The sequence below is a fragment of the Janthinobacterium sp. FT14W genome (assembly GCF_009208755.1).
GTDB classification, from domain to species: Bacteria; Pseudomonadota; Gammaproteobacteria; order Burkholderiales; family Burkholderiaceae_D; genus Janthinobacterium; species Janthinobacterium violaceinigrum.
This window is the reverse complement of sequence record NZ_WFLL01000057.1, coordinates 5595-29407: the sequence shown is the minus strand read 5'-3', so window position 1 is coordinate 29407 and position 23813 is coordinate 5595. Positions and strand designations below refer to the sequence as shown.

3 protein-coding genes are annotated in these 23813 nt (G+C 61.8%); all 3 read left to right on the top strand.

Going from position 1 to position 23813, the window contains the following annotated elements:
* The coding region (locus tag GCN74_RS25280) for a ShlB/FhaC/HecB family hemolysin secretion/activation protein (protein ID WP_226939212.1) at positions 1–704 on the top strand (704 nt) is incomplete at its 5' end.
* A gap of 82 nt (positions 705–786) precedes the next feature.
* Positions 787–23343 (top strand): filamentous hemagglutinin N-terminal domain-containing protein, encoded by a 22557-nt coding sequence (locus GCN74_RS25275; protein ID WP_152259217.1) that lies wholly within the window; start codon positions 787–789, stop codon positions 23341–23343.
* Positions 23340–23813, top strand: a complete 474-nt coding sequence (locus tag GCN74_RS25270; protein WP_152259216.1) for a hypothetical protein — start codon at positions 23340–23342, stop codon at positions 23811–23813. Before GCN74_RS25275 ends, GCN74_RS25270 begins: the two co-directional genes overlap by 4 nt.

The following is a 23813-nucleotide window of genomic DNA, read 5'->3' as shown; positions in this document are numbered from 1 at the left end:
GTCTGGTCTACCGCGACGCCTCGCGCAAGACGACACTGTCCTTGCGGGGCTGGCAGCGTTCCGCGCAGAACTTCATCGACGACACGGAAGTGGAAGTGCAGCGCCGCCGCATGGCGGGCTGGGAACTGGGACTTGGCCACCGCGAATTTATGGGCCAGGCCACCCTGGACCTGAATCTGCAATACCGGCGCGGCACGGGCGCGATGGATGCGCTGGCCGCGCCCGAAGAAGCGTTCGGCGAAGGCACGTCGCGCTTCAAGCTGCTGCTGGCCGACGCGGCCCTGTCCGCGCCGTTCCAGCTTGCCGGCCAGCCATTGCGCTATTCAGGCAGCTGGCGCATGCAGCACAACCGCACGCCGCTGGTGCCGCAGGATCGCTTCGCCATCGGCGGGCGCTATACCGTGCGTGGCTACGACGGCGAAAGCAGCCTGTCGGCCGAACGGGGCTGGCTGCTGCGCAACGAGTTGGGCGTGCCGCTGGGCAGCAGCGGCCAGGAAGCGTATGCGGGTGTCGACCACGGCGAAGTGGCGGGGCCGTCTGCCGCCTGGCTGATCGCGCGCAACCTGACGGGCGCCTTCGTCGGCCTGCGCGGCCAGTGGCTGGGTGTGCAGTACGACGCCTTTGTCGGCTGGCCCGTGCGCAAACCCGAGCTGTTCCGCACGGCCAGCCACACGGCCGGCTTCAGCCTGAACGCCAGCTATTAAAAAAGAACGATGTGAGACGGCGCCACCCGCCAGCCGTTCTCTTCTCCCTTATCGCACTAATTGATTGTCGCTAGGACATGTCATGAACAAGAACCTGTACCGCATCATCTTTAATAAACGCCGTGGCCAACTGATGGTGGTCGCCGAAAATGCATCCTCGCAAGGCAAGGCGGCCAAGGGAGAAGGTGGCCTGGACAGCGGCGTGTTTGAAGGCGATGGCGGTGACGGGCCAAGTGTCAGTGTGAATGGCAAGTTGCGGCCGCTGGCGCTGGCCGTATTCGGCGCGCTGGGCATGGTGAGTTTTGTCGCAGGGCCGGCCATGGGACAGATCGTGGCCGATCCGAACGCGCCGGGCCGCCAGCGCCCGACCGTGGTGCAAAGCGCGAATGGCGTGACGCAGGTCAATATCCAGACGCCGAGCGCGGCAGGCGTGTCGCGCAATACCTACAGCCAGTTCGACGTGACGGCGAATGGCGCCATCCTCAACAACAGCCGCGGCAACGTGCAGACGCAGACGGGCGGCTGGGTGCAGGGCAATCCATGGCTGGCAGGCGGCAGCGCGCGCGTGATCCTCAACGAAGTCAACTCGGCCAACCCCAGCCAGCTGCGCGGCTATGTCGAGGTGGCGGGGCAGCGGGCCGAAGTCGTCATCGCCAACCCGGCCGGCGTGAGCGTCGATGGCGGCGGTTTCATCAATGCCAGCCGGGTCGTGCTGACGACGGGCACGCCAATGTTCAACGACGGCAGCCTGGACGGCTACATGGTGCAGCGCGGGGTAGTGACCATCAACGGCCGCGGCCTGGACACGTCGCTGAGCGATTACACGGCCATCCTGGCGCGCGCCGCGCAGATCAATGGCGGCATCTGGGCGCAGGAACTGAAGGTGGTGACGGGCAGCAACCAGATCGATGCGGCGCATGGCGTGGCGGGCGCTGCGCCTGGCGTGGGCCCGGCCCCGGCCTACGCGCTGGACGTGGCGCAGCTGGGCGGCATGTACGCGGGCAAGATCACCCTGATCGGCACGGAAGCGGGCCTGGGCGTGCGCAACGCGGGCGTGTTGGCGGCCACGGCCGGCAACCTGGTGCTGCAATCGAATGGCTGGTTGAGCAACAGCGGCAACATCCAGTCGGCCGGGGCGGGCAGCCAGACCAGCATTGCGGTGACGGGCGACGTGGTCAACAGCGGTACCGTGTATGCGGGCGGCGACAGCCAGGTGCAGGCGCAGGGCAATATTGCCAACAGCGGCGTGATCGGCGCGCAGAACAATGTCGAGGTGCACGCCACGGGCGCGGCGGCGCGCATCGACGGGGCGGCAGGTTCCGTGCTGGCCGCAGGTCTGAACCTGGACAATACATTAACGGCTAGCGGCAAGCTGAACGTGACGGCGGGCGATGTGGTGGTTGTGCACGGCACGGCCGTGGCAGGCGGCGACAGCAGCCTGGCTGCGCGTCAGCTGGATTTGACGGGTGCGCAAGTCTCGGGCGCGAATGTCGGCCTGGGCGCCAGCGCGGGCGATCTCGACGCCAGCCGTGCGCAGGTCAGCGCGCGCGAGCGCTTGCAGCTGGACGCGGCGCGCACCGTGCGCAGCGATGCAGCGCAACTGACGGGCCAGCAACTGGGCGTGCATGCGCACGACCTGTCGAACGTGGGCGGCCAGCTCACGCAGCTGGGCGCTGGCGACCTGGCGATTCAATTGCCGGGAAGCCTGGACAATACGCGCGGCGTGATCGCCACGAATAGCCAGGCCTTGCGGCTGCAGGCCGCCAGCCTGAGCAATCAGGACGGGCATATCCAGCATGCGGGCACGGGTGCGCTGGAGATTGGCGCAGCGCAAATCAACTTGCAGCGCGGCAGCATCGTCAGCAATGGCGCCTTGGCGCTGAGCGGTGAACAGGTCGACCACCGCGATGCCCGTACAGTGGCAGGGCAGCTCAGCATTGATGCCGGGAACCTGGACAACCGGGGCGGTAGCCTGGCGCAGAGCGGGCAGGGCGACACGCGCGTACAGGTGCGCGGTGCGCTGGACAACCGCGGTGGCGCGCTGGAAAGCAATGGCGCTTTGAGCGTGCAGGCGGGCAATGTACAAAATCAGAAGGGCCGTATCGTCTCGGGCACGGATGTGGCGCTGTCGACAGGCGCGCTGGACAATACCGAGGCGACCCTGGCGGCGGGTCGCACATTGCGCCTCGACAGCGGCGACGTCGACAATACGCGCGGCCAGATCCAGGCAGTGGCGGGCGATGCGGCGTTGACGGTGGCAAAGCTGAACAATACGGCCGGCAGCGTGTTTGCCGGTGGCAATCTTGCCACCCAGGCCAGCGACGTGCTCAACAGCGGCAACCTGTATGCGGCCGGCAGCCAGGCGCTGCAGGTGCGCGGTGCGATCAGCAACAGCGGCGTGATCGCCGCGCAGGGCGATAACCGCATCGATGCCAGCCGCATCGACAGCGCGGCCGGCAGCCTGCTGGGCGCCGGCGTGCGCGCCGATGGCAGCCTGGCCGGCAGCGGCCAGCTGCAACTGACGGCCACGCAAGCGATCGGTGCCCACGGCCAGAATTTGGCGGCAGGCAAGACCAGCGTGCACGCTGCCGCTATCAATCTGAGCGGCAGCCAGACGGGCGGCGCGGCCATCGAGTTGCATGCCAGTACTGGCAACGTCGTTACCGATGGCGCGCTGGTGACCACCACGGGTTTGCTGTCCGTGGCGGCGGCCGGCAGCAGCCAGGCGCTGTCGAACGTGCGCGGCACCCTGAGCGCGGGCCAGTTGGAAGTGAAAACGGGAGCGCTGGACAACCGCGGCGGCACGTTGATCCAGACGGGCAATGGCGATACGCAATTCACAGGCAGCACCCTGGACAACACGGGCGGACGCATTGCCGTCAATAGCGCGAACCTGGCGCTGACCGCGGAACAGGTGATCAACCGCGACGGCAGTATCGAACACGCGGGCACGGGCAGCTTGCACCTTGAAGCAACGCGTTTCGATGACGAACGGGGCAAGGTGACGGGCAATGGTGTAGTTGATATCCAGGCGGAGACGCTCGATCATCGCCATGCCGTCACGTCGGGACAGCAGGTAGCGGTGCGGGCCGGTCAGCTGGACAACAGCGACGGCACCCTGCAGCAGACAGGGCCAGGACAGATGCGCGTGGACGTGGCGCAGGCGCTGGACAATACGCGCGGCAGCATTGCCGGCAATGGCAGCGTGCAGGTGCAGGCTGGCGTGCTGGACAACAGCAAGGGCCGCATTACGTCCGCCGCATCGGCGAGCATTGCCAGCAAGGGGGCGCTGAACAATACGGATGGCGTGATTGCTGCTACGCAAGAGTTGCAATTGGCGGGTCTCGGGATAGATAACACGCGCGGCGTCTTGCAGGCGGACAAGTTGCGTCTCGATGCGGCATCCTTGCTGAACCAGCAAGGGACAGTGAGTGCAGGCACAGACCTGACAGCGCGCATCAGTGATACGCTGAACAATGCTGGTCTGCTGTATGCGGGCCGCAATCAGCAACTGACGGTGGGCGGTGTGCTGAACAACAGCGGTTCCATCGCTTCCGTTGGTAGCACCACTATATCTGCTGGAAAGGTCACCAGCAGCGGCTTGCTGGGCGCCGGCGTGAAAGCGGACGGCAGCCTGGGCACGGCAGGCGACTTGACCATCAACGCCGATGGCGTGCTGCAGGCGAGCGGACAGAACCTGGCGGCGGGCAGTGCGACGCTGACGGGTTCCAGTGTGGATCTGTCGGGTAGCCAGACGGGTGCGGCAAACATCGCCATCACGGCAGCTACTGGCGATGTGCAAACGAACAAGGCCGTGATTTCCGCCAGCAACGTGCTGGCCATTACCGCCAACGCAAACAACGCCCAGTCGCTGGTGAACAGCCAGGGCCAGCTGGTGGCTGGCCAATTGCAGCTGAACGTCGCCAACCTGAACAACGCCAGCGGCGACATCGTGCAGACGGGCAGCGGCGACACCGTCATCACCACGGGAAAACTCGACAATACGGCGGGCCGCATCGCCGCCAACAGCGCGAACCTGGCCCTGAACGCGACGGTATTGACGAACATCAATGGCAAGCTGGAGCACGCGGGTGTCGGCGTGCTGGCCATCAACGCGGGCCGGTTCGACAACCAGCACGGCAAGATCACGGGCAATGGCAAGCTGGACATCACGGCAGCCACCTTCGACCACCGCAATGCGACGACGGTGGCCAATCAGCTGACCATCAACGCTGGCAGCCTGGACAACCGCAGCGGCAGCCTGGCGCAGACGGGTAGCGGACGGATGACGGTGAACACCACTGGTCAACTGGACAATACGGGCGGCAAGATCGAAGGCAATGGTGATGCGCTGCTGAAGGCAAGCACCTTGCTGAACAGCACAGGCCGCATCGTGGCGGCGCAGGATGCCGAGCTTACAGTCGGTAGCCTGGACAACACGGAAGGCACGGTGGCAGCCGGCCGCAACCTGGCATTGAACGGTGGCGATATCGACAATACCAAGGGGCAGCTGCAGGCCGTCGTTGGCGATGCGACCTTGACCATCGGTAAATTGAATAATGCAGCCGGCAGCGTATTTGCTGGCGCCAACCTGAACACCACGCTCGATAGTTTAAGCAACACGGGCAGCCTGTATGCGGCCGGAAATCAATCCCTTGCCGCAACAGGTACAGTGACAAACACAGGCGTCATCGCGGCGCAGGGCAATACCAGCCTCACGGCGAATGGCCTCGACAGCAGCGCTAGCAGCCTCATCGGTGCTGGCATCCAGGCTGATGGCAAGCTGGGCACGGCTGGCGACCTGGCGATCAGCACCACGCAAACGCTGGACGCGCACGGCCAGGTGCTGGCGGCCGGTAATGCGAACTTGACGGGTGCCAATGTTGATATCGCTGGCAGCCAGACCGGTGCTGCCAACATCGGCTTGACGGCCACAATGGGCGACGTCAGCACGAACAAGGCGGTCGTCACGACGCCAGGCGCGCTCAACATTACGACCAATGCCACCTTGCACAACACGGAAGGCACTGTGCAGGCAGGCCAGCTCGACCTGCATGTGGGCAATCTGGACAATGCCAGGGGTACGCTGCTGCAGACGGGCACGGGTGACACGACCATCGTTACCGGCAATCTGGACAATACGGCTGGGCGCATCGCCGTCAACAGCGCGAATGTGACCTTCGATGCGGCCACGCTGACGAACCGCGATGGCAAGATCGAGCATGCGGGTACGAGTATCTTGAATCTGCAAGCAGGCGTGCTGGACAACAGCAAGGGCCGCATCACCTCGGCGGCTGCGGCCTCTGTCGTCAGCAAGGGCACGCTGAACAATAGCGATGGCGTGATCGCCGCAACCACCGATCTGCAGGTCGGCGGCATTGCACTGGATAACGCGCGGGGGGTGTTGCAGGCGAGCGTAGGAAACTTGACTCTGGATGCAAGCAGTCTGCTGAACCAGCAAGGCACGGTCAGCGCAGGCACTGACCTGACAGCCAAGGCCGGTGGCGATGTGAACAACGCCGGTCTGCTGTATGCGGGCCGTAACCAGCAACTGACGGTGGGCGGTGCGCTGAACAACAGCGGCTCCATCGCCTCCGTTGGCAATACTACTATTGCCGCTGGCAAAGTCATCAGCAGCGGTTTGCTGGGCGCCGGCGTGCAAGCCGATGGCAGCCTGGGCACGGCAGGCGATTTGAGCATCAACGCGGATGGGGTGTTGCAGGCGAGCGGACAGAACCTGGCGGCGGGCAGCGCCGTGCTGAAAGGCGATTCCATTGATTTGTCTGGCAGCCAGACGGGTGCGGCGAATATCACCATCACCGCGCGCAGCGGTGACGTACTAACGAACAAGGCAGTGATTTCCGCCAGCAACTTGCTGGCCATCACCGCCAACGCAAATAACGCCCAGTCGCTGGTAAATAACCAGGGCCAGCTGGTGGGCGGACAGTTGCAGCTGAACGTCGCCAACCTGAACAACGCCAGCGGCGACATCGTGCAGACGGGCAGCGGCGACACCGTCATTACCACAGGCAAACTCGACAACACGGCGGGCCGCATCGCCGTCAATAGCGCGAACCTGGCCCTGAACGCGACGGTGCTGACGAATGTCAATGGCAAGCTGGAGCATGCAGGCGCGGGCGTGCTAGCCATCAATGCGGGCCAGTTCAACAACCAGTCCGGCAAGATCACGGGCAATGGCAAGCTGGACATCAAGGCAGCCACCTTTGACCACCGCAATGCAACGACGGTGGCCAACCAGCTGACCGTCAACGCCGGCAGTTTGGACAACCGCAGCGGCAGCCTGGCGCAGACGGGTACTGGCCTGATGACAGTGAGCGCTACCGGCCAGCTGGACAATACGGGCGGCAAGATCGAGGGCAACGGCGATGCGCTGGTCAACGCTCAGGTATTACTGAACAACACGGGCCGTATCGTGGCGGCGCAGGATGCCGCATTGAACGTGGGCAGCCTGGACAATACGGAAGGGACGGTGGCGGCAGGCCGCAATCTGGCATTGAGCGGTGGCGACATCGACAATACCAAGGGCCAACTGCAAGCTGTGGCCGGCAACGCCACCCTGACTGTGGCGAACTTGAACAATACCGCCGGCAACGTGTTTGCCGGCGCCAACCTGAACGCGACACTGGCCAGCCTGAACAACACGGGCAGCCTGTACGCCGCCGGCAACCAGACCTTGACCGCAACAGGTGCCATTGTCAACACGGGCGTGATCGCCGCACAGGGCAACACCAGCCTGACGGCGAAAACCCTCGACAGCAGCGCAAGCAGCTTGCTCGGCGCGGGCATGCAGGCCGATGGCAAGCTGGGCACGTCGGGCGACCTGACGATCAGCACAACACAAACGCTGGCCGCGCACGGCCAGAATCTGGCGGCGGGCAGCGCCAACTTGACAGGCGCCAGCCTGGACCTGGCCGGCAGCCAGACCAGCGCGGCCAACATCGGCCTGACGGCAACAACGGGCGACGTCAGCACGAACAAGGCGGTGGTGACGACGCCAGGCACATTGAACGTCACGAGCAATGCCACCTTGCACAACACGGAAGGCACGTTGCAGGCGGGGCAGTTGGATCTGCATGTGGGCAACCTGGACAACGCCAAGGGCACTATCTTGCAGACGGGCACAGGTGACACGAACACCGTCACCGGCAATCTGGACAATACAGCGGGCCGCATCGCGGTCAACAGCAAGGACTTGAACATCGATGTGGCCACGCTGACGAACCGCGACGGCAAGATCGAGCATGCAGGCACGGGGACGTTGAATCTGCAGGCGGGCGTGCTGGACAACAGCAAGGGCCGCATCACGTCCGCCGCATCGGCTGACATCGTCAGCAAAAGTACACTGAATAATACCGATGGGGTGATGGCAGCGACTGCCGACTTGCATGTGGGCGGCGTGACTATCGACAACACGCGCGGCGTGTTGCAGGCGGATAATTTACGTTTGGATGCCGCGAATGTGCTGAACCAGCAGGGAACAGTGAGCGCCGGCACGGACCTGACGGCCAAAGTGAGCGGTGACCTGAACAACGCTGGCCTGCTGTACGCGGGCCGCAATCAGCAACTGACGGTGGGCGCCTTGCTGACTAACAGTGGCTCCATTGCCTCCGTGAATAACACGACGATTGCCGCCGGCAAAGTCACCAGCAGCGGCTTGCTGGGCGCCGGCGTGAAAGCGGATGGCAGCCTGGGTACGGCGGGTGACTTGACCATCAACGCGGATGGCGTGCTGCAAGCGAGCGGACAGAACCTGGCGGCGGGCAGCGCTCAGTTGACAGGCGCATCGGTCGATTTGTCGGGTAGCCAGACGGGCGCGGCAAACATCGCCATCACGGCAACTACTGGCGATGTGCAAACGAACAAGGCTGTGGTTTCCGCCAGCAATCTGCTGTCTATTACCGCCAATGCTGCCAATGGCCAAGCTCTGGTGAACAACCAGGGCCAGCTGGTGGCCGGCCAGCTGCAGCTGAACGTCGCCAATCTGAACAACGCCAGCGGCGACATCGTGCAGACGGGCAGCGGCGACACCGTCATCACTACGGGTAAGCTGGACAACACGGCAGGCCGCATCGCCGCCAACAGCGCGAACCTGGCCTTGAATGCGACGGTATTGACGAACATCAATGGCAAGCTGGAGCACGCAGGTGCCGGCATCCTGGCCATCAACGCGGGCCAGTTCAACAACCAGTCCGGCAAGATCACGGGCAATGGAAAACTCGATATCACGGCAGCCACCTTCGACCACCGCAATGCGACGACGGTGGCCAATCAGCTGACCATCAACGCTGGCAGCCTGGACAACCGCAGCGGCAGCCTGGCGCAGACGGGTACCGGGCTGATGACGGTGAGCGCTACCGGCCAGCTGGACAACACGGGCGGCAAGATCGAGGGCAATGGCGATGCGTTGGTGAAGGCAGTCACCTTGCTGAACAGCACGGGCCGCATCGTGGCGGCGCAGGACGCCGAGCTTACGGTAGGCAGCCTGGATAATACGCAAGGCACCGTGGCAGCCGGGCGCCATCTGCAACTGTCCGGTGGCGATATCGACAACACCAAGGGCCAGTTGCAGGCCGTGGCCGGCAACGCCACCCTGACTGTGGCGAACTTGAACAATACCGCCGGCAACGTGTTTGCCGGCACCAACCTGAACAGCACGCTCGATACCTTGAACAACACGGGCAGCCTGTATGCGGCAGGCAATCAATCCCTGACCGCAACAGGCGCCATCGTCAACACGGGCGTCATTGCGGCACAGGGCAACACCAGCATCACGGCAAAGACCCTCGACAGCAGCGCAAGCAGCTTGCTCGGCGCGGGCATGCAAGCCGATGGCAAGCTGGGCACAACTGGCGACCTGACGATCAGCGCGACACAAACGCTGGCTGCGCATGGCCAGAACCTGGCGGCAGGCAATGCCAAACTGACCGGTGCCAGCATCGATATCGGCGGCAGCCAGACCAGCGCCGCGAACATCGGCCTGACGGCAACAACGGGTGACGTCAGCACGAACAAGGCGGTCGTGACGACGGCGGGCACGCTGAACGTGACGACGAGCGCCGCCTTGCACAACACGGAAGGCACGTTGCAGGCGGGCCAGCTCGATTTGCATGTGGGCAATCTGGATAACGCCAAGGGCACTATCTTGCAGACGGGTACGGGCGACACGAGCATCGTCACCGGCAATCTGGACAATACAGCGGGCCGCATCGCGGTCAACAGCCAGAACCTGAACATCGATGCCGTCAGCGTCACCAACAAGGACGGCAAGATCGAGCACGCGGGTACGGGCCTCTTGAATCTGCAGGCTGGCGTGCTGGACAACAGCAAGGGCCGTGTCACGTCCGCCGCATCGGCTGACATCGTCAGCAAAAGCACACTGAATAATACCGATGGCGTGATGGCAGCGACTGCCGACTTGCACGTGGGCGGTGTGAATATCGACAACACGCGCGGCGTGTTGCAGGCGGACAATTTACGTTTGGATGCCGCGAATGTGCTGAACCAGCAAGGTACGCTCAGCGCCGGCACGGACTTGACTGCGCGCATCAGCGGTGAGTTAACGAATGCCGGCCTGCTGTACGCGGGCCGCAATCAGCAACTGACGGTCGGTGGCTTGCTGAACAACAGCGGCTCCATTGCCTCCGTCAACAACACCCATATTACCGCTGGCAAAGTCACCAGCAGCGGCTTGCTGGGCGCTGGCGTGAAAGCGGACGGCAGCCTGGGCATGGCGGGGGACTTGACCATCAATGCCGATGGCGTGCTGCAAGCGAGCGGACAGAACCTGGCGGCGGGCAGTGCGACGCTGACGGGTTCCAGTGTGGATCTGTCGAACAGCCAGACGGGTGCCGCCAACATCGGCATCACCGCACGCAGCGGCGACGTATTGACGAACAAGGCGGTAATTTCCGCCAGCAACGTGCTGGCCATCACCGCCAACGCAAATAACGCCCAGTCACTGGTGAACAGCCAGGGCCAGCTGGTGGCCGGCCAATTGCAGCTGAACGTCGCCAACCTGAACAACGCCAGCGGCGACATCGTGCAGACGGGCAGCGGCGACACCGTCATCACCACGGGCAAACTCGACAACACGGCGGGCCGCATCGCCGCCAACAGCGCGAACCTGGCCTTGAATGCGACGGTATTGACGAACATCAATGGCAAGCTGGAGCACGCAGGCGCCGGCATCCTGGCCATCAACGCGGGCCAGTTCAACAACCAATTCGGCAAGATCACGGGCAATGGCAAGCTGGACATCACGGCAACCACATTCGACCACCGCAATGCAACGACGGTGGCGAACCAGTTGACCATCAACGCCGGCACGCTGGACAACCGCGCCGGCAGCCTGGCACAGACCGGTAGCGGCTTGATGAGCGTCAATGCTACCGGCCAGCTGGACAACACGGGCGGCAAGATCGAGGGCAATGGCGATGCGCTGGTGAGGGCCGCCACCTTGCTGAACAACAAGGGCCGTATCGTGGCGGCGCAGGATGCCGAGCTTACAGTCGGTAGCCTGGACAACACGCAAGGCACGGTGGCGGCAGGACGTCATCTGCAGCTGTCCGGTGGCGATATCGACAATACCAAGGGCCAGTTGCAAGCTGTGGCCGGCAACGCCTCCCTGAATGTGGCGAACTTGAACAATACCGCCGGCAACGTGTTTGCCGGCGCCAATCTGAACGCGACACTGGCCAGTCTGAACAACACGGGCAGTCTGTATGCGGCAGGCAATCAAGCTTTGACCGCAACAGGTGCCATCGTCAACACGGGCGTGATCGCGGCGCAGGGCAATACCAGCCTGACGGCGAAAACCCTCGACAGCAGCGCAAGCAGTCTGATCGGCGCGGGCATGCAGGCCGATGGCAAGCTGGGGACAAATGGTGATTTGACGATTCATACCGCGCAAACGCTGGCTGCGCACGGCCAAAACCTGGCGGCAGGCAATGCCAACCTGACTGGCGGTACGCTCGATATCGGCGGCAGCCAGACCAGCGCGGCGAACATCGGCCTGACGGCAACACAGGGTGATGTCATGACCAGCAAGGGGATCGTCGCGACAACGGGTACATTGAACGTCACGACAAACGCCACCTTGCACAACACGGAAGGCAGCTTGCAGGCGGGCCAGCTCGACCTGCACGTAGGCAATCTGGACAACGCAAAAGGCACGGTGTTACAGACCGGCGTGGGCGATACCGTTATCCGGACGGGTAATCTGGACAATACTGGCGGGCGCATTGCCGTCAATAGCAGCAATCTGACCCTCGCAGCGAACGCACTCACGAATGCCGCTGGCAAGATCGAGCATGCGGGAGCGGGAACGCTGGCAATCACGACGCCAGCCTTCAATGGTGCCGGCGGGACGATTACGGGCAATGGCCTGGTCGATATCGTTGCTGGCACGTTCAACCACAGCATGGCGACCACTTCTGCCCAGCAATTGCGTATTACGGCCGATGCGATGAGCAATCAGGGCGGCAAATTGCAGTCGACAACGGCGCTCACGGTGCAGGTGGCGCAGGAATTGGACAATCGCAGCGGCGTCATCGCAGCAAATGGTGTGCTGCAAATGACGACAGGCAGTCTGGAGAATGCAAAGGGCAATATCAGCGCGCAAGGCGATGTCACAATATCGTCGCGGGGTGCACTGAACAACAAGGAAGGCACGATCGTTGGCAAGGAGAATGTGCAAGTACATGCCCTGGCCTTGGACAATACGCAGGGCGTAGCGCAAGCCGCGCGTGGTACCTTGGGTGTGACGGCTGCCAGCCTGGTCAACGCCGCCGGCGAACTCAGTGCCGCCACCGACCTGACCGTGGCAGTCACTGGCGACATGCTTAACAGCGGCTTGCTGTACGCCGGCGGCCAGCAGTCGCTCGACGTAGCCGGCAGCCTGGTCAATACCGGATCCATCGCCGCGTTGGGCAACACCAGCGTGAAGGCGGGCAGCATGTCCGGCAACGGCTTGTTGGCGGCTGGCTTGACGACGAATGGCGCGCTTGCGCAGGCGGGCGACTTGACTGTGCGCAGCACTGGCGTCCTGCAGGCAGGCGGCAAGAATCTCGCGGCCGGCACTGTTGCGCTCAGTGGGGCATCGCTGGACCTGGCAGGTAGCCAGACCAGTGGCAGCAATATTACCTTGAATGCTGGCAGCGGCAACATCACGACCGCCAAGGCGGTGCTCGCTACAGCTGGTTTGCTGAGTATTACGGCCAGCGCGCAGAATAGCCAGGCGCTGCTCAATCAAGGTGGCCAGTTAAGCGCCGGGCAGCTTGATATCAAGGTGGCTAACCTCAATAATACCGGCGGCAGCATCATCCAGACGGGAACTGGCGATAGCGCCATCAACCTGGCTGGGGCGGGCCAGTTGGACAATACGGCCGGGCGTATCGCGCTCAACAGCCGCAATCTCCAGTTGACGGCAGGAACCTTGACCAACGTGGATGGCAAGATCGAGCACGCGGGTAGCGGCACCCTGGGCATCAGCGTGGCTAACCTGTATGGGCAACGCGGCCAGATGACGGGTAACGGCGCGCTCGACGTGCGCGCCACCTATATCGATCATCGTAACGCCAGCGCCATGGCGCAGCAACTGAGCGTTACCACCTCCATACTGGACAATCGCCAAGGTGAATTATTGCAGCTGGGCAAGGGCAACACATCGCTCACGGCCAGCGCCAGTCTCGACAACGCTGGCGGCCGGATTGAAAGCAATGGTGGCCTGGCGCTGCAAACGGCAGACTTGCGCAATCAGAGCGGTCGCGTGCTGTCTGGCGGCGTGCTGGAGGTAACCGCCAGTACAAAACTCGACAACAGCGATGGCACATTGGCTGGCGCTACCGGGCTGGTCCTGACCGCAGGCGATGTCACCAACACACGCGGTACCTTGCAGGCGGTTACCGGCGATGCCATGCTGCAAGTGAAAGACCTGGACAATAACGGCGGCAGCGTCCTTGCCGGCGGACAATTGGTCACGCAGGCAGCCAATGTCAGCAATAGCGGCAGCATGTACGGCGCATCGCAAGTGCTGAATGCCACGGGACTGGTGAGCAACAGCGGTACGATTGCCGCGCTAGCCGATACCACCATCACGGCCGCCAGTCTCGACAGCGCGGCGGGCGGCCTGCTGGCGGCGGGCATGCAGGCGGACGGCAAACTGACAGGCACAGGGAGTCTGTTGGTCACGACGGCGCAGCAATTGCGCGCAGCCGGGCAAAATCTGGCGGCAGGCAATATGAGGATGACGGGCAGCGGCGTCGATCTTGCTGGCAGCGTGAATAGCGCGGCGAACATCGCGTTGACGGCGACGCAGGGTAATGTCAGCACGGCCGGCGCCAGCATCGGCACGGTCGGTACGCTGAATGTGAGCGCGCAAGCCGGCAATGGCCAGACGTGGGATAACAGCCGTGGCGATATCGTGGCCGGTCAACTGATGGTGCAGACGGCTAACCTGAACAATAGCAAGGGCAGCATCGTGCAGAGCGGCAGCGGCGATACGTCTATTGTCATGCGCGCGCCAAATGGCGCACTCGATAATACCGATGGCCGGATTGCCGTCAATAGCGCCAACCTTACCCTGGGTGCCGCAACGCTGAGCAATGCCGGCGGGCGGATCGAGCACGCTGGCCTGGGTCAGTTGGCCATCGATACCGGAGCCTTGAACGGGCAGGGTGGCCAGATCACTGCCAATGGCAGCCTGAAGATCACCGCTGGCAGTATCGATTTTCGCAAGGCCAGTACGCAGGCTGGGCAATTAACCATCGACAGCGGCAGCCTGGATAACCGTCAGGGAGAACTGGTGCAACTGGGGCAGGGCGCCAGCAATATCCGTATCGCGCAAGTTCTGGACAATCAAGGTGGCATGATCGCCAGCAATGGCAATACCACCGTCAGTGCGCAGGTCATCAACAACCAGGGTGGCACGGTACAGGCGGCGGGCAGCGCCACCCTGGACCTGAGCGCCGGTACTTCATTAGGTAATGACAACGGCGGCAAGATCGCAGCGGGAGGCGACGCGACGCTTCAGGCCGGCAGTATGTCGAACCGCGGCGGCAGCCTGACGACGGGCGGAAGCCTTGCGCTGACCTTGAATCAGGCGCTCGACAATAAAGACGGTCTGGTGGCCGCCAATGGCAATCTCGGCATTCAGGCTGCCAGTATCGACAATACGGGCGGTAAACTGGCCAGCGTCACGGGCAATCTGCGCGCGACCACGGGCCAGCTGCGCAACGACAGCGGACAAATCCAGGCCGGCGCGGACGTTGTTTTGCAAAGCTCAAGCCTTGGCAATACGCTGGCTTCCGGCTATGCCTCCGCGGGCAGCATCGTGGGCCGCAACGTCAGCATCGATACGGCGGGACAGGGCTTGAACAATGTCCAGGGAACCATTGCCGCCACGCAAGTACTGAATCTGCAAACGGGGGACCTGAACAATCACGGTGGTTTGCTGCAAGCAGGCAATGCGATCATCATCAATACCCATGGCCAGACGCTCGATAACAGCGATGCCGCAGCGTATGCGGCTAGCCATGCCGGCAGCAATGGCGGCATCAGCAGCGGCGGGACGTTGACGCTGGCAACTGGCGCCTGGAACAACGCGGCTGGTTTCCTGGGCGCGGCGGGGCAGGTAGGCGGCAGCAGCGGCTATATCAATAATCTGGGCGGGAAAATTGTCTCCAGCGGCGGCCTGGAACTGGCCATCGGCGGGTTGGCCAATCAGGGCGGCCAAGTGCAAGTGGTCGGCAACCTGGGCTTGCAGGCGGGGAGCGGCACGATTGACAACACGTCCGGACTGATACGTGGCGGCGCTGCCGTCACGCTGGGGGCTGGTGCCATCGTCAACCAGGCAACGCAGGGGACCGACAAGGGAATCGAAGGCCGCGACGTCAACCTGTCGGCTGGCACAATCAATAACAGCCAGGGTGGCTTGCGTGCAGACAATAACCTGAGCATCAACAGCAACGGCAGTGTGAACAATACATCCGGGCTGATCAGTGGGAACAATACCGTCAGCGTCAAGGACGAGGGCGCCAGCCGCGGCCTGAGCATCAGCAATGGCGGCGGCACCATCATCGGCGGCGAACTGGCGGCGATCAAGGCAGCGGGCTTGAGCGGTAGTGGCAACGTGATGTCCAGGGGGGATCTGAGCCTGGATCTGAGCGGCAATCATGTTGTCGAAGCGGGGGCGCAGGTGATTGCCAACCGTAATGCCAGTCTCAGCGTAGGTGGCAGTCTTGTCAATGCGGGCAAGGTGCAGGCAGGCCAGATACTGGCGCTCAATGCCTACAGTCTCGACAACACCAGCAGCGGCGACATCAATGCCGGCACCACCAGGGTGAGTGTCGCGACGATCCTGAGTAACCGGGGCGTGATTGATGGCGTGAATACGCAGATTGATGCGGGCACGCTCAACAATACCGGCAGCGGGCGCATTTACGGCACTGCGCTCAGTATCGGGGCGGGCACGCTGAACAACGATGTCGAGGGCGGCGTTGCCGCCACGATAGCGTCGCGCGGCAGCCTCGATATCGGCGCCACCACCATCAACAACAGGGAACATGCGCTGATCTTCAGCTCAGGGGACATGGCGATCGGTGGCAGCCTCGATGGTAACCGCTATGCCACAGGGGCCGTAGCCAGCCTGACCAATGCCAGCGCCACCATCCAGGCCATGGGTAACCTGGCGCTGAGGGCCGGTGAGATCACCTTGTTGAACAATCATTTTGCTGTCGAGTTTACATCGACGGGAAAGTCGGAATATATCAACGAGTACCAAACAATGGATGGCAAAAGGTATGCCTACAATGCACCGGGGGTCACAACGGAGTTAGGTCCCGATGGCAATCGCAGCCTTGATACGCCCGATGGCAACGGTGGATATAACTTTTTTGAATACAGTGTCCGGCGCACGACCAGCACCAGCCGGGTGACGGAGACTGATCCTGCCGTCATCAGCGCGGGTGGCAACCTGACGGTGGACGCCTACAAAATCCGCAATGAAAACAGCCGCTTCGTGGCGGGCCAGGCGCTGCATGTCAAGGGTGTCGTGGAGGAAAATCTCTCTACGGGTAATCAGACCCTGATTACCGAGAAAGGGACGCACACTTCATACATGTACCTGGACATGGAAAAACCGGAAGGCGTTCGGAACTGGGAGGTCGAGCACTATACTAGCGAGATCAATGATACGAGAATCGTAAACGGACCGGATACACCGTCGTCGGGCGGCGCGCCCTCCAACAGCGTCGGGGCACGCGCGAATGTCTCCTCTGCCGGAGCAAGCAGTGGCGCTGGCGCCGCCAATGTCAGTGTCTGGCTCAACACGGTAGGTAATACGGCGGGTTCCGTTGCTGGCGTGGCAGCCAGTAGCGGCCAGGGTGCGGCCAGTGTTGGCCCAGCCAGTGGGCCAGGCGATAGCCAGCTTGGCAATGTCGGCGGCACGGGCGGGGTCGCTTCGGTGGCGGGCCAGACGGTGTCCGCGGCCGACGGCGGCAGCGCCGATATCCATATGTCCGCTATCCTGCGCTCCAACGTCGGCACGGGCACCAATGTGGCCAGTGCTGGCGTAGCCAGCGGTAGCGGCGGCTTGCAAGGCAGCGACCGGGCCAACCAGGCTGGCCAGGCCGGCAGCATTTCCGCCGTGGCAGCGGCAGGTGTGGGCGCGGCGGTTGGTGAGGGGAAAGCCAGCGGCATAGGCGATCCGAGCCAATTGGCATTCCAGTCGCAGGGAGGCCCGAACAGTGTAAACGGCGCAGCAGGCTTGCATGGCAGCGACCGCACCGGCAACGTGGGCCAGGCAAGTACGATCGGTGCCGTTGCGGGCCAGAACGCGCTGCTCAATGCCAGCAACGGCGCCACTGCCGGTACCGGAAGTCTGCAGGTGGATGCCCAGGGCGGACCCGCGGGCGTCCAGGGTACCAGTGGTCCTGGCGGCAGCGACCGCACAGGCAGTGCCGGCCAGGCTGGCAGTGTGGGAACGGTAGGTGGCAGCAATGTGGCCGTGACGGGTGCGCCAGCCTTGGGCGGCGTCGATACGGCGGGCCTCGCTGTGGGCGCCGTAGCTGGCCCGGCCGGCGTTGCTGGCGCTAAAGGGATTAATGGCAGCGATCGGACCGGCAATGCGGGTGTGGTGGCGCAGCCTGGCGCAGTGGCGGGTAGTGCCTTGTCCAAGGTCGATGGCGCGGCAGGTGCCACGCAGGCGGCTGTGAGGACGGGCACGCAAGCTGCCATCGGCACGGCGGCTGGCGCTGCTGGCAAGGTTGCGGCAGGCCCTGGCGCGGGCCAGGCACGCTCGCCGCTGATCCGGCAAGTGGCGCTGGCCAATCCGGGTGGCAAGGCGGAAGTCGTCAGGACCGGGGCCAAACCCCTGCAACTGCCGAATGCCAGCCTGTTCAAGATCAGTCCTTCGGCGTCGTCCAAGTACCTGGTTGAGACCGATCCTCGCTTTGCCGAGTACCGCACCTGGACGGGTTCGGACTACATGAGCAGCAAAATGCAACTGGATCCCGCCGTCACGCAAAAGCGGCTGGGCGATGGTTTCTATGAGCAGCAACTGGTACGCGAGCAGGTCGCCGACCTGACTGGCCACCGGTTTACTGGCGACTATAGCAACGACCAAGAGCAATTCCGCGGCCTGATGGACGCCGGCGTCAGCTATGCCCAGCAGTATGGCTTGCGCCCCGGCGTTGCACTGACGCCGGAACAGATGGCGGCATTGACCAGCGACATCGTCTGGCTGGTCGAACGCGAAGTCACGCTGGCCGACGGCAGCACGCAAATGGCGCTGGTGCCGCAAGTCTATGTGCGTCTGCGCGCCGATGACATCGATGGCACAGGTGCCTTGTTGGCCGGCAAAAATGTCGATATCAACATCAGCGGCGACCTGACCAATAGCGGCACCATTGCCGGGCGTGACGTGGTGTTGCTCAATGCGGAGAACGTCAATAACCTCGGTGGCCGCATCGATGGCGATGCGGTTGCCGTCGCCGCCCGCAATGATCTCAACAACATCAGCGGGACTATTTCCGCGAACAGTGCGCTGCAAGCCAGCGCCGGACGGGACATCAATATCGCCACTGGCACGCTCGATGGCGGACACGTGATCGACCGCGTGGCGGGCCTGTATGTCAGTGGCGGCGCAAGCGGTAGCGGCAACATGATTGTTTCTTCAGGGCGCGATGTCAGCATCACGGGCGCAATCGTCAGCAATACCGCGCCTGGTGGAGCGACGAGCCTTTCGGCAGGGCGCGACTTGAGTATTGGTTCGGTCGTCGCAAAAGCCACGAACGCCGTGGGGTCGGATTTTGCCAAGGAGCTGGTCAGTGACGTGCAAAGCGACAAAGTGGAATTGATGGCAGGAAACGATATCAATATCCGCGCGAGTGGCGTCGTTGCCGAAACGCAGTTGCTGGCCAGCGCGGGCCGCGACATCAACCTGGTGACGACGACCGCCAGCGATTCCAGTGTCCATCTGCAAGGCGACAAAACCGTCAGTAACAGCAGTACGGTGGTTGACAAGGTAGCTGGGCTGTATGTCACGGGCACCGGCGAGGGAAATACGCTGATTGCCCAGGCGGGGAGGGATATGACCCTCACCGCTGGCGTCATCGCCAATACCGGTGCAAATGGCCAGACCAGCTTGATCGCGGGTAATAACCTGACCCTCAATACCGTCGCCGTCGCCTCGACCCACGATGAAGTGCGCAATGCGGACAATTACCGCAAAGAAAGCAAGACGGGCGAAGTGGGTAGCCAGATCATCGGCGCCGGCAATGTCAATTTGCAGGCAGGAAATGATTTGCTGGCACGTGCGGCGGATGTGCAGGCGGGTGGCACCTTGGGCCTGGTGGCGGGCAATGACATCAGCCTGCTCAATGGCGTTGCCACCGACAGTCTGGATGTGGCAAGCAAGGTCAAGAAAAGCGGTACTTTCTCCAGCAAAACGACGACCACGCGCGATCTCGTGCAGACCAGCACGGCGCAGGGGACTTCATTGACGGGCAATACCGTCGATATCGCCGCCGGGCATGACCTCAAGGTGGCAGGTTCCTCGATCCTTGCGCACGAGGCCGCCAATCTAATGGCAAAAAACGATATCAGCATCGAATCCGTCGGGCTGGACGGCAAGGAAATCCATTCCAAGGAAGTGAAAAAGAGCGGCGCCTTTGGCTTGAGCAAGTCGCTGACCAGCCAGGCCGACGATGGCCGCACCACGAACCAGGCTGGCAGCGCCGTCAGTGGCGGCAGCGTGACGATGGTGGGCGGACGCGACGTCGCCATCAAGGGCAGCACGGTGGTGGCCGACGGCGACATTGACCTGACTGCCTTGCGCAACCTGAGTATCGTCAGCGCCGAGAACGACAAGGACACGACGTCGAGCAGCTTCAGCAAGAAGTCCGGCTTTATCGGCAGCTTTACCCAGCCAGCTATCGGCACGGTAAAAACCACCAGCGATGGCAAGAACACGGGCGTGGCGCAAGTGGGCAGCCAGATTGCCAGCCTGGGCGGCAATGTGTCACTGCGCGCGGGCGAGACGTATACGCAGACGGCCAGCGAAGTGCTGGCGACCGGCGCGGGTGCGAATGGCGGCTTGCCCGGCGATATCAGCATTGTGGGCAAGAATGTGTTGATCAAGGAGGCGTACAACAGCAATGCCAGCGAGCAGCACACGACCTTCAGCAAGGTGGCCCTTGGCGGCACGGTTAATGTGCCGATCGTGGATGCCGTGAAAAGCATCGGCAGCCTGGCAAAAGCAGCCGAACAGACGAAGGACTCGCGCATGCAGGCGCTGGCGGCCGTGACTTTGGCATCGAAGGCCACAGATCTGGCTGGCATGGCTTCGAAGGGATTGACCAACACGGCTGGCATCAAGATCAGCGTCAGCCTGGGCAGCAGCAAGAGCGAAAGCGAGATGCACCAAAGCAGCAGCACGGTGGTTGGCAGCGCGGTCAATGCGGCGGGCAACGTCAGTATCATTGCCACGGGAGCAGGGGCGGACAGCGACTTGACGGTAGCCGGCAGCAAGATTGGCGCGGGCGGCAATCTCACCTTGTTCGCCGACGACAAGATCAACTTGCTCGCGGCGCAAAATACGGCTACGCAAACGAGCAAGAACAGCAGCAGCGGTTCCAGCATCGGCATCGGCTATACCTTTGGCGGCACGCAGAATGGCTTCAGCCTCGATATTGCGGCCAACCAGGCACGCGGCAAGGCCGACGGTACGGACAATTACTACACCAACACCTATGTGACGGCAGGTAAGACGGCGACCATCATCAGTGGTGGCGACACAACCTTGCAAGGCGCGATTTTGGCGGCAGACACGGTCAAGGGCGCCATCGGCGGCAACCTGAACATTATCAGCCTGCAGGATACAAGCACCTACGCCAGCAAGAGCAGCAGCGCGGGTTTCAACATGAGCTTGTGTATTCCTCCGTTCTGCTATGGCGCCAGCAGCGTCGGAGGCAGTGTCTCGAAGAGCAAGGCCAAAGGTGACTTTGCCAGCGTCACGGAACAATCTGGCATCAAGGCGGGCGATGGCGGTTTCCAGATCAACGTTACTGGCAATACCGACCTGCAGGCGGGCGTGATTGCCAGCAGCGGCAAGGCCATCACGGATGGCAAGAACTCGCTCATCACGGGTACGCTGACGACGAGCGAGCTGCAAAACAAGGACCAGCACTCGGCAAGCGGGTTCAGCTTGAGCGGGTCGGTCAGTGGCAAGATGGGCGATCAGAGCACAGCCAAAACGACCGAAAGTAAGGACGCAGCGAAAATGGAGTCCAAGCCGGGCGGTTCGGCCGGTATCGGTAGCGTGTCGGGCAGCCAGAGCAGCACGACGAGTTCAGGCATCAGCGGCGGCAGTATTTTGATCACGGACGCTGAGAAGCAACAGGCGCTGACGGGCAAGACGGCGACGGAAATGTTGGCTGAACTGAACCGCGATGTCAGCAGCGAGAAAGATAGCAGCGGTGCCTTGAACAAGGCATGGGACGGCAAGAAGTTGGATAAGGAGACGCAGGCGCAGATGGCAATCACGGCGGCGTTCGGTTCAATGGCTGCGAAGGAGATCGGGGATTACGCAGACAAGAAAATGAAAGATGCCAGGGATGTGGGCGATCTGGCGGAGGCCGCGAAATGGGAGGAAGGCGGGGTTTATCGTGTTGCTGCGCATACGGCGGCCGGTGCACTTGCGGGAGGTGTCGGTGGCGCGCTTGGGGCCGGAGCCAGCGCTGCTGCCATGCCCAAGATCAGTGAGATGATCGACGGTATGGATTTGCCTGAGCCCGTCAAACAGGCTTTGGGTGCGGCGGCAGCCACGTCGATTGGAGCTGCTGCTGGTGGTGTAGCAGGCGCGGCGACGGCATTTAATACCGATGTCAACAACCGCATGTTGCACCCGGGCGATCGCAAGGCAGCAAAGACTTTAGCCGAGTTAAGTAAAGGAAAATATACCGAAGAAGAAATATTGGCAGCCATTCGCTATGCGGGACTACGTGACAAGGCCGGAAATATTATTGTGGCCGAAAATACACAGGAGACCTTCGCCAATAACGTAGATATCAAGACGAAGAAGCCGATACAAGAGATCTTGAAAGCTGACAATACGATGCCTTTGGTGTCGGTTCCGGGGGATCAAGTCACCTTACTTGAAAAAGCACCGACTCGGCCGAGTAATGATTTGATGGCCTACATTACTGCCAATACTGGTGGCAAGGCTAGCCCCTATATACTGACGCCCGGCCGGACCTATGTAACGGGCTCATCCCTGCCCGCAGCGCCTGAGGGAACAAAACGCGTGACCATGACCGTCGAAGGTGTGGCTTACTTCCCCCTTGTTGCTCCGTGCCCAGCGGTTAGTTGCACCAATGGCGATCCTATTGCTAATGCTATACCGGATGCGGGCACCAAAGCTTACAATGAAGCTGTTGAGCGTAAGACCGCGAAAGATGTCGAAATTTTTACTTCGGCACTTGGCTTAGCTGGCGCGGCTATACGTGGGGTAGGCTCCATTGTTGAGTTGGCAACTAGGGCAAGTGCTACGGCGCGGGTTGCAGAGCTTGCACGGACAAATAGTACAGAGTCCACCGTTAGCCTTTTCGGGTACCGTGGGTCTGGATCCACGAAAGACCTTTCGTCTGTAGATGCGCCACATCCTTATACCGTAACTGGCCACGTCGGTTATTCGTTCGATGGTGGGAAGACAATTTATGGATTTGGACCTAAAGTTCCGAACGGTATGTCGGGGTATGAGGCAGTGCAGTCGTTAAGAAATGGTGAAAGTTATCCGGGGATAATAACTAATGACACAGCAGTGTTTGAGTCTGTAGCGCGAAATCCGGCCATCGGGCGAGGAGGAGTGTCTCAGGTTGTAATTGAGCAAAAAATTTCAGTTTCACAAGTACAGTTGAACGCGATAAAAGCAAATCATGAACGAATCGGAGTAGACAATCCCATGGATAATGTTCTGTATGGTTTTCCAGGGAAAAATGCCTGTACCTTCAACTGCGCAACGTTTCCGAGCAGGCTAGGTATCCCGATCCCAGAGGCGTCGGGAAACATGCGCAATTACATGCCACTGCTTGAGGGCCTCGGTCAGCCATGGAAGCCAAGATGAGTCCCGCACGCGGTTTCTTGGCTGAAAAGGTAGAGAATCACGACTTGGTATTGCTACACGTCGTGAGTTCCCCAAGGCCGCAGGTCTTACGAGCAACGATCCAAAGGATTTACTCAGCAAAGAGAGGCATTGATCAAAGATATATCGGAAAGGAAATTGAATTTGTTCGTTCCCCTGGCAATTGGGGGGATGTGGCACTGGAGGTTGGCGAACGCGCTCTTGTTTTCATCTCCATGGTTTCTGATAGATTTTACGAAGATACTTGGCGCGGACATATGATTATCGAGGAAATACAGGGCGACCTGTTCGCAATCTATCAGCACAGAGAATTATGGTTGTGTGAGGAAGTCCCTGAGGCGATTAGGGCTTGCTCACAGCAAGATCCTAAACGCCCATATGCGACCGCAATACTTTTCGGTATATTAGAGGCCTATCTGATTGAGTTGATTGAAAACAGTCAGCAGTGCTAA